This is a genomic window from Oxynema aestuarii AP17, from assembly GCF_012295525.1.
GTDB lineage: Bacteria > Cyanobacteriota > Cyanobacteriia > Cyanobacteriales > Laspinemataceae > Oxynema > Oxynema aestuarii.
Genome location: NZ_CP051167.1, coordinates 2,471,184 through 2,486,689, shown reverse-complemented (window position 1 = coordinate 2,486,689; position 15,506 = coordinate 2,471,184). Strand labels below are relative to the sequence as shown.

The window sequence follows — 15,506 nt, the reverse complement described above, 5'->3', positions numbered from 1 at the left end:
GGTTCCCCAGCGAGCTGGTTGGCGAACCCTCTACCGTCCAAACGACCGTTCTTGAATTACGATCGCAAAAACAACGATGAATCCCAATAACTTGATGGAATTTTTACAAACTGGCTTTCGGGTCGGCGTTGGCGCCACGACCTCTTTACTCGAAAGTTTGCAAGATGAGCAAAAGCGCGAAGAAAATCTAGCAGACTTGCAGTTAGAGTTTAACGAGCTGACGCAAAAATTGGCGAAAAAAGGGGAAATGACCGAGCGCGAAGCCCGCAATTTCGTCGATACGATTTTTAACCAACCGGGGGCGACTCCCTCGGAGTCTACGCCGGAAACCTCAGCGAATCCCCCGGATTCGCCGAGTTCTTCGACGAGGAAAGAACCGGAAATCCAACAGGAAATCGAAGATCTCACGGCTCAAGTGGCGGCGTTACGGGCCGAACTAGAGCGCTTGAGTGCTAACGACGCGGACACTTAAGCGAATCGCCCGTTATCACTCTTTAATGTCCGTCCACGCAAAAGACCATCCCCCTAAAACTAGGGGGACGATCTTTGTAATTTCAAAGTATTGACATACCTCACCGCCCTCAAGGGGCGATGATTCCTTGACGCTTCATCGAGACTTGCTACTCAGTAGTCTTACCGTCTCTCCACGCCCGTTTAAAGTCTCCCAATGCCCTATGGCGACTGATTCTATTTTAGCCGAAATTTTGTTAAAGCTGTCCTAGAAGATCGGGGTTTTCAACCCCGAAAGTTTCGATAACTCCTAATCGTTCTCCCAGTCTTCCCGTCCCATCAAATCGCCGATGCGATCGCGCAGTAAGTAATTATTCGATTCTAACTCGCACTCTACCATCGACCACTCGCGGGCGGGAATGTACTGACAGAGGGTGTAAATCGGTTGCTGTCTGCCGACGATGCCCTTACTGACGAGGTTGCGGGCTTCTTCTCTAATCACTTCGATGGAATATTGAACGGTAGACGTAGCCATCATAATAAAAGCCTCTCGATCTGGTTCTGTTCGTTAAATTTGACGATCGCTCAGTCCGATGCCACTCATGCAGGCACGCAGATATTCTCAATAATGCTTCTGAGCCGATCTTAGACGATGCTTATTGAATTGTTACAACATATACTGAATCAATTCTATTGTCACGCTAAGCATCCTCAATTCATATTAATGAATTATTAAGAATCTTGCCCAGCTTTTTGCGATTGCTTGCAAGATTTATTTTTCCTGTAAGTCTCTAGAGCAAAGAGTTTTAGCGATTCTTAAAGATTTACTTTTAATTAAATTTTATAAATCCTACGTCTTGCATTATTAAATTCAATTATTGTCGAAGTGTAGCTTCATTCGAGGGCGCAGAGGGGACGATCGCCCGCACGAAACTGGACGATCGCCCGCAAAATTTTCCGGAGGCGATCGCCTCAATTGCTTATTTAATCAGCACTCCAGCCCTTACCACCCGGCGGCTCGTCGGAGCCGACAGATTCCTCGACCCGGGGCGACCTCCTGAGTAAAAGTACCGAGAGTGTTACTCTCGCTACCTATTACATTCTCTGGGCGATTTTTTTGAAGAATGTCAGGATTTGTTGACAACTGGATCCCGTACCCCGAACAGAGTACCGAGGGCGATCGCCTGTGCCTCGTGCATTTGGCCGTAAGAGAACACGTAGGGCAGATCGGCGGGCAAATGGGGCAGAAACTGCTGTAACACGTAAGGACTGCCGTAAATCGCCACCCCTTGCAGTTGCCCGCTTGTCAATAAATGCTTTAACCACCGATCCGCTAACTCAGTCGCCCGCGCCGGACCGCCGAAAGGATTGCCTCGGATAAAAACTTGCAGCAACGTGGCGCCCTCGGTCGAGGGTTCGTCACGGGACGCCGGAGGCGTATCGCCCTCGGGGTTGGAATCGGTGTGCAGGTCTACAAGCTGGAGGGCGTACCCTCGGGACTGAGGGATGGCGATCGCCGGGGCTTGACGACCGAGAAAACCGCAAGTGACCAAATTATCCACCAGCAATAAATTGCGCGTGGCGCCCGCAGTTGACGGCGGGAGGGAAAGTGGTAATGAACCCCCGACCTGTTGGGACTCTTGCAGGATCTCGGTGGCGATCGCCCCGGCGTCGGGAGCAGCCAGGGATTGCAAGCGGGCGAGGGCTTCCCCGGTGGTTTCGCTGGCGGGGGGTAAATTGGCAGGTTCGGCAAAAATCTTGTGTTTGGCGCGCCAAATGCGCTCGACGGATTGGCGAATGCGCTCCGGGGAAACGCGCCCTTTGTCAACGGCGTCGCAAATCGTGCGGATCGCCCCCGCCGGATCGACGGGCATTAAGAGAATATCTGCCCCGGCTTCGAGGGCGAGTAGGGGGGCTTCGTTGGCGCCGTAGCGATTGGCAATCGCCCCCATGACCAAAGCATCGGTGAGGATCAAGCCGTCAAAGCCGAGGTCGCCGCGCAGGCGATCGGTGAGGATTTTAGAAGATAAAGTCGCGGGGCGATCGCCGTCCCAACTGGGAATGAGCAGGTGAGCGCTCATCACCGCGTCCACTCCCGCCGCGATCGCCCGCGCGAACGGCGGTTGTTCCACTTGCGCCAGTCGTTCGGCGGAATGGGTCAACACGGGCAAATCGACGTGAGAATCCACACTCGTATCCCCGTGACCGGGAAAATGCTTGGCACAACTGAGCGCCGGGAAGCGCTGCACCCCCCGTAAAAACGCGGTCGCTAAGTCGGCGACCCGTTCCGGGGTTTCGCCGAAGGCGCGCACGTTAATCACCGGATTTTGGGGATTGTTGTTGACATCGACCACCGGGCCGAGGACCCAGTTAATGCCGATCGCCAGGGCTTCGCGGGCGGTGGTGGCGCCGTATTCTTCGGCATAGTGGCGGGCTTTGTCCGGGTCGCGATCGGCGATCGCGGCGATCGCCATCGGCGGCGGAAACCAGGTAGCCCCCGCAAAGCGCTGACCGACGCCTTCTTCAATATCCGCAGCGACGAACAGGGGATATTGCGCTCGTGCTTGCAACCAGCGCGATCGCACCAGCAAATCCACCGCACTCCCGCCGACGAGAATCACCCCGCCGACACCGAGATCGTGCAACCAACGTTCGAGGGTCGCCGCCGGGGGTTCCCAGTCGGGGAATTCGATCTGGCGGTCAAAGAAACGCCCAGATGCTCTTACCACAAACATCTGAGCGACTTGTTGTTCTAAAGACAGCGTATCGAGATCTGGCAGTGCGGGAGAAAACTGAGCGCCTGTCACAAACTATGCCTCTGCTGGTGAAATGTCGTTAGGCGATCGATCCGAATCGTCGCCGTCGTCCTCCGGATGGTTGGCGTGGCGTTCCTCGCTTAACTGATTGAGTAACGAGAGAATCCGCGTTCCGCGCTCGATCGAACGATCTTCGAGGAAAACGACCTCTGGGGTTCGGCGCAAGCGCACCCGATGGCCCAATTCCGCCCGCACGAAGCCCGTCGCCGATTTTAAACCTGCCATGGTTGCGGCGCGCGCTTCGTCGGTTCCGTAAATACTGACAAAAATTTTTGCGTGTTGTAAGTCGCCCGAGACATCTACATCCGTTACGCTGACCATTCCTGCGCCCACGCGGTCATCCTTGATGTCGTTGAGTAACATTTGGCTGACTTCGCGTTTAATCAGGGAAGCTACACGGGAAACCCGACGTTCCGTAGCCATGAGATTCGCTCCCTTACTCGCGTTCTATTTCGTAGCTTAAGGTAGGATTCCTGAGTTCGTCTACCTTTGTTTGATTTTCGTTGGAATTTCCCTGAATTTAGGCCAGTCCGAGCATCCCCCGCAGGGTGAAAAAGGTGAAGATGAAGGCGGCGACGACGAAGCCGATCAGGGCGATCGCCGAAATGGGGTTACGCAACAACGGTTTGAGCCACCCGAACAAGGCGAAGAAGATCCCCAAGACAATCGTGACAAAGTAGCGGGGATAGCGCAGAACGTTATTCCAGAAATCGTCAAAAACAACCATCATAATTTCGACAGGCGATCGCGCCAAGGCGGATGAGACACTATTGCATATTAATTCCTAACATTTGTCGCATCCTTGCACAAGGGGAATCGATGGGGGATCTGTTTCCAGTTTGGATCTTCGCCAACTCCTGCGCGATCGCCCCCCGGATCGATATGATGGTGAAGGTCGCTCGTCCGGAACTCGGGCGATCGCCCCAAATTCGCCAATTTCAGCCCGATTGAGTTGGTTTTTATTTTCGATCTTAATTATTGAATTCTTGTAATGACCCAGCAGGCCATTTCAACGGTTTCTCCACGCCCTTTTTTAAAATGGGCAGGTGGAAAATCCCAATTAATCGAACAATATCAAGCTTATTTTCCCCAACAATTTCAACGGTATTACGAACCGTTTTTAGGTGGCGGCGCTGTTTTTTTCTTCTTGAGTCAAGCGCGATCGCCTTTCACGGCTTATTTATCGGATATTAATACGGAATTGGTTAATGTCTATCAAATTGTGCGCGATCGTGCCGACGATCTGATTGCCGTTCTCGAAAAACATCAAACCAATCATAGTAAAGATTATTATTACGAACTGCGATCGCGTAAGTTTCGCGATCCAGTTAAAAAAGCGGCGAGAATTATCTATTTAAACCGAACTTGTTTTAACGGTCTTTATAGAGAAAATTCTAAAGGGGAATTTAATGTCCCCATCGGTCGCTATAAAAATCCTAAGATTTGCGATCGCCATTTATTAAAATGCGTGTCTGAAATCTTGCGATCTACCCAGATCGATCCCAATCCTTTCAATTCTGTCCTGGAATCTGCAACAAACTCTGAAGACTTCGTTTATTTCGACCCGCCTTATTATCCGTTAAACGCAACCAGTCGATTTACGGGTTACAGTCGTTATTCTTTTTCGGAACGAGATCAAATTGAGTTGAAAGAAGTCTTTGCCGAGTTAGGCGATCGCGGGGTAAAAGTGATGCTCTCCAATTCGGATTGTTCTTTTATCCGCGAACTCTACAGCGATTTTAAAATTCATACTGTCAATGCGAATAGAGCTATTAATTCTAAAGGTAACAAGCGAGGGAAAATCAATGAAGTTTTAGTCACTTCCTATTGAATTGTGGTGGTGCCGAGCATTTTCCCTGCTGACCACAATTCCATTATCGATCGCTCCCTCTTTACTAATTGCAAACATATCTACTTAAATTAGTGAAAAATAAGCGGTGAATTCCTAAAATTGGGTGCTGGAACAGCGAGAAAGATGCTCGCACTCCGAACAGGATTCAATTCTTTCTCGATCTCACTCTATCTCAATGAGGACTATTTGAACAATCAAAAATAGTTCTGGATTTTACAAAAAAATACAGATAAATTTCTGAATTTTACTGTTTTTCTTAACAACCGAACAGCCTAAAATACCATGAGTCAAGAACCGCCACCAAATCCATCAGAATCCGAACCGACTCCCTCAGAAAACCCCACTCCTGAAAATAACGATCGCCCGGCGATCGCGCCTCAAAAATCCCCAATTAAACGGTTGGCGATCGCCAGTTTGCGAAAGACGATCGCCGTTCTCGAAACCACCGTTGAAAAACTCGAAGCGGAACCCGCCGAACCCGAAACCCCTGGAGTCTGGAGTCAAGTTTTAGGGAAAATTCGAGCAGTTTTACCGGAATCGGTGAGTCAAAAGCTGTCCGATTGGGGTTTAACGGGGGCGATCGCCGCCTTAGTCGTCCTTATTGCCGTTTCGGTGAATTTGCTGCGACAACCGTCAGAACCGACTTCCAGCGATCGCGCCCCCATTTTAGAACCGAAAGAAGTGGTTCAACTCCCGCCGGAACAGGGGTTAGAAGAAGTGGAAACCGCACCGAATTTAGAACCCGTGGAACCCGCCGAACCCGTGGAATCCTTACCGCCTGTAGAAAAACCCGCAGTTGAACCATCCCCGCAACCTGTGGAAGAGGTCGCACCACCGCAACCAAAATTCCCACCGGAATCGGAGTTGACGCCGGAACAACAGTTAATTGTGGCGGTTCAGAAACAAGTCGCGACGGTCGCCGATGAATATACCGATGGGGTGGTCGAATCCATTCAAGCGAATTTTCTCCGCAGTTTGCTACAAGTGACGATCGCCGATCGCTGGTACGAATTGGATCGTTCGGGACAAGACAACTTAGCGAATAAAATGTTTGCTCAAGCGCGACGATTGGATTTTAAAACATTAGAAATTAGCGATCGTCGAGGTCATTTAGTCGCCCGATCGCCTGTGGTCGGATCGGAAATTATTATTGTTAAAAGAACCAACTAATTTTAGGGGGAGTCGGGGGACGATTCCACAGGAGTGTCCCACGGTCTTACAACATCCGGCGATAAGCTTGCACTTTTAAATCAATTCCTGTAATGTCCGTCCCGACGACGACGGCATCGGCTCCCATGTCTAAGGCGCGTTTGGCCATTTCTGGGGAAGCGATGCCCCCTTCGCAAATGACGGGACAATCCAATTTTTGTATTAATTGTGCAAGTAAATCGAAACCGGGAGGGGTCCGGTGGCGGGTGGCGGCGGTGTAACCGTAGAGGGTGGTTCCGACAAAATCGGCTCCCGCTTCGGCGGCGACGATCGCCGCTTCCAGGGTATCGACATCTGCCATGACCGCTTTACCCAATTCGTCGTGAATGCGGGCGATTAGACCGGGAACGGTTTCGCCGTCGGGACGGGGGCGAACCGTGGCATCGATCGCGATAATGTCGGCGCCGGAGTCGGCGATCGCGCGGGCGTGCTGGAATTGTGGGGTAATGTAGACCTCAAAGCCGGGAATCGTCTGCTTCCACAAACCAATCATCGGGATGTCGGGACCGAGGCGCTGGCGCACGGCGGCGACGCGATCGGGGGTATCGACGCGCACGCCATCGGCGCCGCAGTTGACCGCCGCTCGGGCCATGGCGGCAATAATCCCCGGGTCGTTTAACGGCGAATCGGCGGGGGACTGACAGGAAACGATCAAACCTTCGAGCAATCGAACGGGAGAAGACATGGTTAGAAGTAACGAACGCGCGATTTACGACTGAGCTTTACGACTGAGCAGTTTTGGCAGACATCAAGGCATTGACTTTGACTAAAAGTTGGTCGATTTGGACGGGTTTGGTCAAAAAATCGTCAGCGCCGACTTCAAACGAGCGTTCTCGATCTTCCGGTAACACTTTCGCCGTCAAAACTAAAATTTTGAGCTGTTCCGTGGCGGGCGATCGCCGCAAACATTGAATAATTTCAAACCCATCCATTCCCGGTAAGCGCAGATCGACGATCGCCAACTGCGGTTGTAACACTTCAATTTGCTTGAGGGCGGTATCCCCTTCGACCATCCACACCACTTGATATCCTGCCGTAGTTAAAATATCGCAGATTAACGTCGCACTTTCCTCGTGATCTTCGATTAAAACGATGCGACCTTGGGGATCCGAAGGAATGGCAGAATTCCCCGTCGGCGGGTTTCCCGTAGCTTGTGGGTTGCTCGGATGGGCCGGAAGACGCACGGTAAAGGTCGTCCCGACCCCGATTTGCGATTGAAAGCCGATCCAGCCTCCGTGAAGTTCCACTAACTGCTTGGTCAACGCCAATCCCAACCCCGTCCCTCCATATTGGCGGTGGTAAGACGTATCTAACTGTTGAAATTTTTGGAATAACAGGGGTTGATGTTCTTCGGCAATTCCGACCCCGGTATCTTGCACTTGAAGCACGGCCATTTTTTCTTCCAGCCAAATCCGCAGAATTACCCGACCGTTTTCAGGGGTAAATTTGATCGCATTGCTCAATAAATTAAACAAAATTTGTCGAACCCGACGGCGGTCTGCACTCCAGCGATCGTAAGGGGGTTCTATAGAAAATTCCAGCTCGATTTGCAACTGATTGGCTGCGGCGCGATCGCCGAGAGCTTGCACGGTTTGGCGGGCGAGTTGAGTTAAAGAAAAACGGCTGATATTCAACGCCGTTTTTCCCGCTTCGACTTGGGATAAATCGAGAATATCGTTGATCAATTCGAGTAGATGTTCGCCGCTATCGTGAATGGTTTGTAAATAACTGCGCTGTTTGTCGCTCAACTGTCCGAAAGACCAGCGCAACAGGGTGGCGGACATGCCGATCACGCAGGTCAACGGGGTGCGTAATTCGTGACTCATGGTGGCGAGAAACTCGCTTTTGGCGCGATTGGCGGATTCGGCGGCGACGAGGGCATCGTGTAAGTCTTGGGTGCGATCGGCGACCCGGCGTTCTAAGGTATGTTTTTGGCGATGCACTTGGGCGTAGAGTTCCGCTTGGTGGATGGCGATCGCCAAATGTTCGGCAATATGAGTTAAAAAGGTTTTTTCACTTTCCAGCCACCGACGCGGTTCGTGACATTGATGGGCGATGAGCAGTCCCCAGAGGCGATCGCAAACGACGATCGGCACGACCAATTTCGCCCTGACTTGGAATTGCCGCAATAAATCGAGTAAACAAGGAGTTTTTTGATAGGTTTTTTCGACATCTTCGACAGTTAAAATATAGCCGCGTCGGTATTTATCCCGCGAGGGAGGCTCGAAGATAAAACAATATTCTTCTTGGGGTCCCAACACCGAGGTAATCGATTCGCAGGCACGGGATTCGTAAGTAATGCAGTCGCAATCTCGTTCCCAATCCCAAGGGGCGTTAGGGTTAAATTCTTCTTCAAGGGATTGAGGTTCGGGGTCTTGGGGTTGGGTGGCGACGGAATGAAATTGATAGATGGCGAGGCGATCGACATTTAAAAACTGCCGGACTTGCTCGACGGCGGTGGATAAAATCGTGGGCAGTTCCAAACTTTGCCGAATTTGTGCGGTGACTTGGTTGAGTAATTGTTCTTGTTCGATTCGGTGGCGTAATGCTTGTTCGACGGGTTGGCAAATGCCGATATATTGAGGATCGATCGCGTCGATGTCTGCGTTGAGTAAAACTGGGGAAACCGGAGGTTCGCGATCTTCCTTGGGAGTCGTCGCGCGATACGCCTCCGGCGTCGTGGCGCGATCGCCACTGAGGAGGTCAATTAGCGACAGGGTAAACTCGCTTTGGCGCTGGGGGTCGTTGGGACGCAATCGATCGCGGGCGATCGCGATCGCCTCCGCTTCTTGTTCGCAGGCGGGGGAACCCTGCCATTGCTCTAAAAACGCTCCGATCGCCGACGGATCGAAACTCAAACCGACCTCCACCTGCGATCGCTCCGGGTCGCTTTCTCCCTCGCCGTCGCGCGCCAACAGCAGCACGGAAAAAGACTCCGAAATCGCGGCGATCGCCCGATCCCAATTCCCCTCCAATTCCCGGGCGTTCGCATAGCGACAGCTCCGCCGTATCGTCACAGTGGCTTCGCCTTGCCCCTGTTCCTCGACTAGGGCACGCAACCGCTCAAATGCTCGATAAGATAAAGTTTTACGGGTAATTTCAAAACTAAACATAATCGCAGGTTGTTATTAGCAAAAAGCGCAAGCTGCCCGTTGGCCAAAGGTTCGGTCTTCTTTCCGATCTCGGAAAAGTTCGATCGCGTTTTCTCGACTGACAAAGTCGATTCCCGCCTCTGTGATTCCCGCTTCTGTGATTCCCGCTTCAATAGAAATCGACCAACATAATTCGTCCCTGACGGGATGGAGAACGGCGCGATCGCTCGTTCGTCGATTGGAGTTTCTCTAACTCAACATGATAAAAGCGATTTAAAATAATCGAGTGTTCCCACTTCCTCCGGCTTTGATACCCTTTGCAAGGGGCTGACCCGAGCCATCAACCCCGCACGAGACTTGAATTCACTGTTACCGAGAAATTATGCACCGTTTAGCCGTAACGCCTGGAGGCTGGAATCCGGAAGAAGAAGGGGTCGTTTTTATCGATCAAACCCCCGCGCCTCTGGTGTTTCTGACCGCCGCCGACACCGACATTCAAGTTCTCGCCCAAGCGGTCGATCGCCTACCGTCGGACTTTCCAGCCCTGCGGGTGGTCAATTTGCTACAGTTGCAACAACACTTAAGTATCGATACTTATGCCAGTGAGGTATTGAGCCAAGCACGGGCGATCGTGTTACGACTCCTCGGCGGACGGGCTTATTGGTCTTACGGTTTGGAAGTCTTGCGCGAAACCGCGCGATCGCACGACATCCACCTGATCGTTTTACCCGGCGACGACGCCGAGGATCCCGAACTGATCGGCCATTCTAACGTCCCCCTCCCTACGGTCAATCGGGTTTGGCGCTACTTGAACGAAGGGGGCATCGAGAACGCGGTCAATGGCTTAAAGTATATCGCCGATGCTTGTTTGCACGGGGTTTACGCCCCGCCGCCACCCGTCACCGTTCCTCGGGTGGGGCGCTATTCGCCGAGGGGGATCGACGGCGACCCCGAATCTGCAAGGGGAACGGTAGGTATTTTGTTTTATCGCGCTCACTATTTAGCCGGGAATACGGCCCCGGTGGATGCGTTATGCCGGGCGTTAGCCGAACGTCATTTAAAAGTGGTTCCTTTATTTGTTTCTTCCCTGCGCGATCGCGACGTTCGAGCTCAAGTGTGCGCCGCTTTTCAACCCGATGATGGCGATTGCGTCGAGTTAATCCTCAATACTACCGGATTTGCGATTGATTCAGACCACTTGCAGCGCCAAACTTGCGGCTTAACTCCCAATTTTTGGCAAAAACTCGACGTTCCTGTTTTACAAGCGATCTGTAGCAGCGACAACCGCGATCGCTGGATCGGTGGTTTTCAAGGACTTTCCCCCCGAGATATGGCCATGAATGTTGCTTTACCGGAGGTAGATGGACGGATTATCACCCGGGCAATTTCTTTCAAAGCGGTTCAAGGGGATAACGAGGCGTTAGAAACTCCGGTCGTGGTTTACGAACCGTGCGGCGATCGCGTCGATTTTGTAGCCGAGTTAGGGGCGAATTGGGTCAAACTGCGCCAAACTCCCGCCTCGGAGCGCAAAATTGCTTTAATTTTAGCGAATTATCCGACTAAAGACGGACGGTTGGCCAATGGAGTCGGTTTAGATACTCCCGCCAGTTGTATCGCCATTCTCAAAGCGCTGCAGGCTGCCGGGTATCGCGTCGATCGCATTCCCGAAACTGGGAAGGAGTTGATCCGCCGTTTGACCGAGGGGGTGACCAACGACCCGGAAGGCCGCGATTTCCGCGCGATCGCCCAAAGTGTTTCCGTGCAAGAATATCGCAAATATTTTGAAACTTTACCGGATTCCGTGGGTCGGGGCGTCGGCGATCGTTGGGGAGACTCGGAACTGGAAGAGGGAGCGGAAATCCCGATTGCGGGGATTCAGTTGGGAAATGTTTTCGTCGGGATCCAGCCCGCGCGCGGTTACGATCGCGATCCCAGTTTGAATTATCACGCGCCGGATTTAGAACCGACTCACGCCTATCTCGCTTTTTATTATTGGCTGCGCGAATGCTTTGGGGTCGAGGCGATCGCCCATGTGGGCAAACATGGAAATTTGGAATGGTTGCCCGGTAAAAGTGTCGCTCTTTCGCAAAATTGCTATCCCGAAGTGGCATTGGGGGCGATTCCCCATTTCTATCCGTTTATCGTCAACGATCCCGGGGAAGGATCCCAAGCCAAACGGCGATCGCACGCGGTGATTCTCGACCATTTAACCCCGCCGATGACCCGCGCCGAACTGTACGGTCCGATGCAGCAACTCGAAGGGGCGATCGACGAATATTACGAGGCGCAAAGCCTCGACCCGTCGCGATTGAGCGAGATTCGCGATCGCATTGCCGCTTTAGTGCGTCGAGAACATCTCGATACCGATTTGGGGGCGATCGCGCCGACCCAGGCCAAACTCGGCCAAGATGACGGCGCCTTTGCCCAATTTCTGCAATCGGCGGACGGCTATTTATGCGAGTTGAAAGAGGCGCAAATTCGCGATGGCTTGCACGTTTTCGGCCACTGTCCCCAAGGGCGCCAGTTGCGCGATTTAGCGGTGGCGATCGCCCGATGTCCCGGTCCGGATCGGTTGGGGTTGACCCGGGCGATCGCCCGGGATTGGGATCTCGACGTCGATCCCCTGACGGCGGACTTGTCCGAGGCGATCGATCCGTCGGATTTACCCCCGTTTCTGGCGAAACCTCACGTCAGTGTCGGCGATCTGGTCGAGGCGATCGAAGAATTCGCCGCGCGCTGCGTGGAACAGGCGGAGGTTGGCGATCGCGATCCGAACCTCGGAACGGCGACTGCACGGGAACTCGACTGGATCGAGGGCTTTTTGCTGCCCGCCTTACGTCAGTGCGATCGTGAAATTGACCAGCTCTTGCGCGGATTCGACGGGCGCTACGTTCCGAGTGGTCCGTCGGGCGCCCCCACGCGCGGGCGCCCGGACGTACTCCCCACCGGACGCAATTTTTACTCCGTCGATATCCGCGCCATCCCCACGGAAACCGCCTGGGACCTCGGTCGTCGTGCTGCGGACGCCGCGATCGAGCGCTACACTCAGGACCATGGGGACTATCCGAAAACTTTGGGATTGTCGGTATGGGGAACCTCGACCATGCGAACTGGAGGCGACGATATCGCCGAAGCGTTAGCCTTGTTAGGGGTTCGTCCGGTGTGGGATGGGATGTCTCGCCGGGTGGTCGATTTCGAGATTTTACCCGTCCGGAGTTTGGGGCGCCCTCGTGTCGATGTGACGTTGCGAATTTCCGGGTTTTTCCGCGATGCGTTTCCCAATTTAATCGATTTATTCGATCGCGCCGTGGCGGCGGTGGCGAGTTTGGATGAAAGCGAGGAAGACAATCCCCTGGCGGCGCAAGTCCGGCGCGAAACTGAGAAATGGGAAGCCCTGGGATTGAGCGAACGGGAGGCGATCGCGCGATCGCGTTACCGCGTGTTCGGGTCGAAACCGGGGGCTTACGGCGCCGGGTTACAAGGGTCGATCGAGGATCGCAACTGGACTGACGACAGCGACTTGGCCCGTGCTTATCTCAATTGGAGTAGTTACGCTTACACGGGTTACGGCGAGGGACATTCGGCGCCGGAAGCGTTCGAGAAGCGCTTGGGACAGATGCAAATTGTCCTGCACAATCAAGATAATCGCGAACACGATTTACTCGATTCGGACGATTACTATCAGTTTCAAGGCGGTTTGACGGCGGCGGTGCGATCGATCAAAGGTGAAAATCCGGTCACTTATTTTGGGGACCATTCGCGATCGCAACAGCCCAAAATTCGCCTATTACGCGAAGAAATAACTCGGGTTTACCGTTCCCGCGTCGTCAATCCTAAATGGATTGCCGGGGTGATGCGTCACGGTTATAAAGGGGCGTTTGAAATGGCGGCGACTTTAGATTATTTATTTGCTTACGATGCGACGGCAAATTGCGTTGAAGATTTTATGTATGAGGGAATTGCTAATGCTTATTTATTCGACGAACAAGTCGAAAAATTCATTGCCGAACACAATCCCTGGGCGTTGCGAGATATGGCCGAGCGCTTGTTAGAAGCCCACCAGCGCGGTCTGTGGCAAGGGGTCGAAGGTTCGGTTTTAGACCGCTTGCAGGCGATCGCCCTCCACGCGGAAGCGGCGATCGAATCGACGATGATTTGATTGAATTTAATAAAATTTTTCTGCCTGAGAACCTGGGGGAATAGCTGTAAAAAAAGAAGTTAATTTATTGTTGAATTCAAACCATGTTAGATGATATTCGCATTAAAAACTATCGCTCTTTTCGAGAATTTAAAGCCAATAGATTGGCTCCAGTAAACTTAATTGTTGGTGGAAATAATAGCGGCAAAACAAGTTTGCTAGAGGCTGTTCATTTGTTGGTCAACCAGCAAGATATTACTGCTCTATTTGAAACTCTTTCAATTCGGGGCGAATTCACATTTCTTGAATCTGACATCAGGAAATTCCCTCGCATTCAACAAACAAGAAAAATATATGAATTTGCTCATTTGTTTTACAAAAGAACATTGGAATCAAATTCCTCAATATATATTTCTTCGGAAACTAAAGAAATATTCATAAAAATTACTTTCAATCGCTTTCATGGCGAGGAAATTAACTCTTTTGAGGAGCTTCAGGAAAATGCTATTTTTTCAGACAGGATCGTCATCAGCTATTCTAATAAAAAAGATGGATTAGCATTACGAGTTTCTTCCTCCGGAAGTTTCGACGAAAGAATGAAAGTTTCAAATCTGAATAGAGTATTTATTCCCCGGATAAGCGATCGTTCGGATCGTTCAATTAGCTTATTTTTATCGGTTGACTCAATGAGTATCGAAGACTTATCAAGACTTTGGGATAAAATCACTTTAACACCAGAGGAAGATACAATCATTGAAGCGCTGAAGATTTTAGAACCTAAAATAGAAAGATTGAGCTTTACAGGTCATTATAGATCGACCAATGGAATTCTACTCAAACTCAAAGGACAAGATCGACCTATTCCATTAGGAAGTATGGGAGATGGAATGCGGCGAATTTTGAATTTAGTAATGTCCGCCGTCAGTGTTAAAAATGGATATTTACTGGTAGATGAAATCGATACAGGACTCTATTATGATGTCCAAACGGATATGTGGCGCTTAATTTTTGCGATCGCCAAACAACTAAACATACAAGTCTTTGCAACAACTCATAGCTGGGATTGTGTCAGTGCATTTTCTGATGCTTTAATGGAAGTTGAAGACTCTTCAATCGGTCAATTGTTACGCCTTGAATGGCGTGAAGATGAGATACGAGCGATCGACTATTCGGCGGATCGATTGGCAAGCGCAGTTCGACAAAATATCGAGGTGCGTTGATGCCAAAAAAGAGCTATCCCAAACAACTATTGGTAGAAGGAAATAATGACCGTCATGTAATTTGGGCGCTTTGTCAGAAATATGAACTTCCAAAAACATTTTCTGTGGAAATGCCAACAGAAGGAGAAGGAATTGACGCAGTTTTTAAAACTTTGCCTGTAAAACTACGAGAAAGTAAGTTAGAAACCCTGGGAATTGTTGTCGATGCCGATGAAAGTAAGTTAAAACCCCTGGGAATTGTTGTCGATGCCGATAAAAATTTGGAGGGACGATGGCAGGGAATTCGAGATCGCCTCATCGCTGAAGGATACGACCGTCGACATATTCCGAAAGTTGTACCGACAGGGGGTTGGATTTACGACCCGTCCGATCGCTTTTTAAAAAAACTCGGGGTTTGGTTAATGCCAGACAATCAAACTTCGGGGATGTTGGAAGATTTTGTCGCTTATCTGATTCCGAAAGGCGATCTCTTGGAACCGGAGGCCAAAAATATTTTAAAAGACCTTGAAAATCGCCAATTAAATCATTATGCGCTTGTCCATCGTCCTAAAGCTTTCATTCATACTTGGTTGGCGTGGCAAAAAACACCAGGAATGCCAATGGGTCAGGCTATGACTGCACGAGTTTTAGATAGCGATCGTGAAATAGCTCGTTTATTTATTGGCTGGTTACGGAATTTATTCGATCTTTAAACCTCTAATCATTTATACGATCGTTAAACATGACGAT

The 15,506-nt window shown here is 51.1% G+C and carries 13 protein-coding genes; 7 read left to right on the top strand and 6 right to left on the bottom strand.

Annotated elements, in window-relative coordinates; translation table 11 throughout:
* The first annotated feature begins 76 nt into the window (after window positions 1-76).
* Window positions 77-472: a hypothetical protein gene (locus tag HCG48_RS10105; protein ID WP_168569050.1), complete on the top strand. Its 396-nt coding sequence runs from the start codon at window positions 77-79 to the stop codon at window positions 470-472.
* 288 nt (window positions 473-760) lie between these two features.
* Here HCG48_RS10105 and HCG48_RS10100 read toward each other — a convergent pair whose 3' ends face one another.
* The 4 genes from HCG48_RS10100 to HCG48_RS10085 all read right to left on the bottom strand — a co-directional run bounded on the left by HCG48_RS10100 (window position 761) and on the right by HCG48_RS10085 (window position 3,996).
* Window positions 761-985 carry a DUF4327 family protein gene (locus HCG48_RS10100; RefSeq protein ID WP_168571831.1) on the bottom strand — a complete coding sequence of 75 codons (225 nt, stop codon included), beginning with the start codon at window positions 983-985 and terminating at the stop codon, window positions 761-763.
* Window positions 986-1,577: 592 nt separating this feature from the next.
* Complete coding sequence (locus tag HCG48_RS10095; RefSeq protein WP_281362107.1) at window positions 1,578-3,257, bottom strand: glycoside hydrolase family 3 protein; 1,680 nt, start codon at window positions 3,255-3,257, stop codon at window positions 1,578-1,580.
* Window positions 3,258-3,260: 3 nt separating this feature from the next.
* Complete coding sequence (gene rbfA, locus HCG48_RS10090; protein WP_168569049.1) at window positions 3,261-3,689, bottom strand: 30S ribosome-binding factor RbfA; 429 nt, start codon at window positions 3,687-3,689, stop codon at window positions 3,261-3,263.
* A gap of 97 nt (window positions 3,690-3,786) precedes the next feature.
* Window positions 3,787-3,996, bottom strand: coding sequence for a DUF751 family protein (locus HCG48_RS10085; protein WP_168569048.1), 210 nt, complete (start codon window positions 3,994-3,996; stop codon window positions 3,787-3,789).
* Between the two features lie 89 nt (window positions 3,997-4,085).
* On the opposite strand from HCG48_RS10085, the gene HCG48_RS26460 reads away from it, so the two are divergent.
* The 3 genes from HCG48_RS26460 to HCG48_RS10075 all read left to right on the top strand — a co-directional run bounded on the left by HCG48_RS26460 (window position 4,086) and on the right by HCG48_RS10075 (window position 6,288).
* The gene (locus HCG48_RS26460; RefSeq protein ID WP_281362106.1) at window positions 4,086-4,217 is read left to right on the top strand and encodes a hypothetical protein; all 132 of its coding nucleotides are present in this window, start codon (window positions 4,086-4,088) and stop codon (window positions 4,215-4,217) included.
* A 40-nt stretch (window positions 4,218-4,257) separates the two neighbouring features.
* On the top strand, window positions 4,258-5,097 hold the full coding sequence (locus HCG48_RS10080) for a DNA adenine methylase (protein WP_168569047.1): 840 nt from the start codon (window positions 4,258-4,260) through the stop codon (window positions 5,095-5,097).
* Window positions 5,098-5,400: 303 nt separating this feature from the next.
* Window positions 5,401-6,288: a hypothetical protein gene (locus HCG48_RS10075; protein ID WP_168569046.1), complete on the top strand. Its 888-nt coding sequence runs from the start codon at window positions 5,401-5,403 to the stop codon at window positions 6,286-6,288.
* Window positions 6,289-6,334: 46 nt separating this feature from the next.
* Here HCG48_RS10075 and HCG48_RS10070 read toward each other — a convergent pair whose 3' ends face one another.
* Both HCG48_RS10070 and HCG48_RS10065 read right to left on the bottom strand, forming a co-directional pair.
* Complete coding sequence (locus tag HCG48_RS10070; RefSeq protein ID WP_168569045.1) at window positions 6,335-7,012, bottom strand: N-acetylmannosamine-6-phosphate 2-epimerase; 678 nt, start codon at window positions 7,010-7,012, stop codon at window positions 6,335-6,337.
* A 37-nt stretch (window positions 7,013-7,049) separates the two neighbouring features.
* Window positions 7,050-9,440 carry a hybrid sensor histidine kinase/response regulator gene (locus HCG48_RS10065; RefSeq protein ID WP_168569044.1) on the bottom strand — a complete coding sequence of 797 codons (2,391 nt, stop codon included), beginning with the start codon at window positions 9,438-9,440 and terminating at the stop codon, window positions 7,050-7,052.
* A 361-nt stretch (window positions 9,441-9,801) separates the two neighbouring features.
* Here HCG48_RS10065 and cobN point away from each other — a divergent pair, with 361 nt between their 5' ends.
* The 3 genes from cobN to HCG48_RS10050 all read left to right on the top strand — a co-directional run bounded on the left by cobN (window position 9,802) and on the right by HCG48_RS10050 (window position 15,469).
* Window positions 9,802-13,578 (top strand): cobaltochelatase subunit CobN, encoded by a 3,777-nt coding sequence (gene cobN / locus HCG48_RS10060; RefSeq protein ID WP_168569043.1) that lies wholly within the window; start codon window positions 9,802-9,804, stop codon window positions 13,576-13,578.
* Window positions 13,579-13,661: 83 nt separating this feature from the next.
* A complete protein-coding gene (locus HCG48_RS10055) occupies window positions 13,662-14,777 on the top strand; it encodes an AAA family ATPase (RefSeq protein WP_168569042.1) in 1,116 nt (371 codons plus the stop codon).
* Window positions 14,777-15,469 carry a DUF3226 domain-containing protein gene (locus HCG48_RS10050; RefSeq protein ID WP_168569041.1) on the top strand — a complete coding sequence of 231 codons (693 nt, stop codon included), beginning with the start codon at window positions 14,777-14,779 and terminating at the stop codon, window positions 15,467-15,469. The genes HCG48_RS10055 and HCG48_RS10050 overlap by 1 nt, the downstream gene beginning before the upstream one ends.
* Window positions 15,470-15,506 lie beyond the last annotated feature (37 nt).

Bases quoted from the DNA above. Each gene is read 5' to 3' on its own strand.
- HCG48_RS26460 (WP_281362106.1), top strand. From the start codon at position 4,086: ATGGGGGATCTGTTTCCAGTTTGGATCTTCGCCAACTCCTGCGCGATC.
- HCG48_RS10065 (WP_168569044.1), bottom strand. From the start codon at position 9,440: ATGTTTAGTTTTGAAATTACCCGTAAAACTTTATCTTATCGAGCATTT.
- cobN (WP_168569043.1), top strand. From the start codon at position 9,802: ATGCACCGTTTAGCCGTAACGCCTGGAGGCTGGAATCCGGAAGAAGAA.
- HCG48_RS10050 (WP_168569041.1), top strand. From the start codon at position 14,777: ATGCCAAAAAAGAGCTATCCCAAACAACTATTGGTAGAAGGAAATAAT.
- HCG48_RS10070 (WP_168569045.1), bottom strand. From the start codon at position 7,012: ATGTCTTCTCCCGTTCGATTGCTCGAAGGTTTGATCGTTTCCTGTCAG.
- HCG48_RS10080 (WP_168569047.1), top strand. From the start codon at position 4,258: ATGACCCAGCAGGCCATTTCAACGGTTTCTCCACGCCCTTTTTTAAAA.
- HCG48_RS10075 (WP_168569046.1), top strand. From the start codon at position 5,401: ATGAGTCAAGAACCGCCACCAAATCCATCAGAATCCGAACCGACTCCC.
- HCG48_RS10055 (WP_168569042.1), top strand. From the start codon at position 13,662: ATGTTAGATGATATTCGCATTAAAAACTATCGCTCTTTTCGAGAATTT.
- HCG48_RS10105 (WP_168569050.1), top strand. From the start codon at position 77: ATGAATCCCAATAACTTGATGGAATTTTTACAAACTGGCTTTCGGGTC.
- HCG48_RS10085 (WP_168569048.1), bottom strand. From the start codon at position 3,996: ATGATGGTTGTTTTTGACGATTTCTGGAATAACGTTCTGCGCTATCCC.
- rbfA (WP_168569049.1), bottom strand. From the start codon at position 3,689: ATGGCTACGGAACGTCGGGTTTCCCGTGTAGCTTCCCTGATTAAACGC.
- HCG48_RS10100 (WP_168571831.1), bottom strand. From the start codon at position 985: ATGGCTACGTCTACCGTTCAATATTCCATCGAAGTGATTAGAGAAGAA.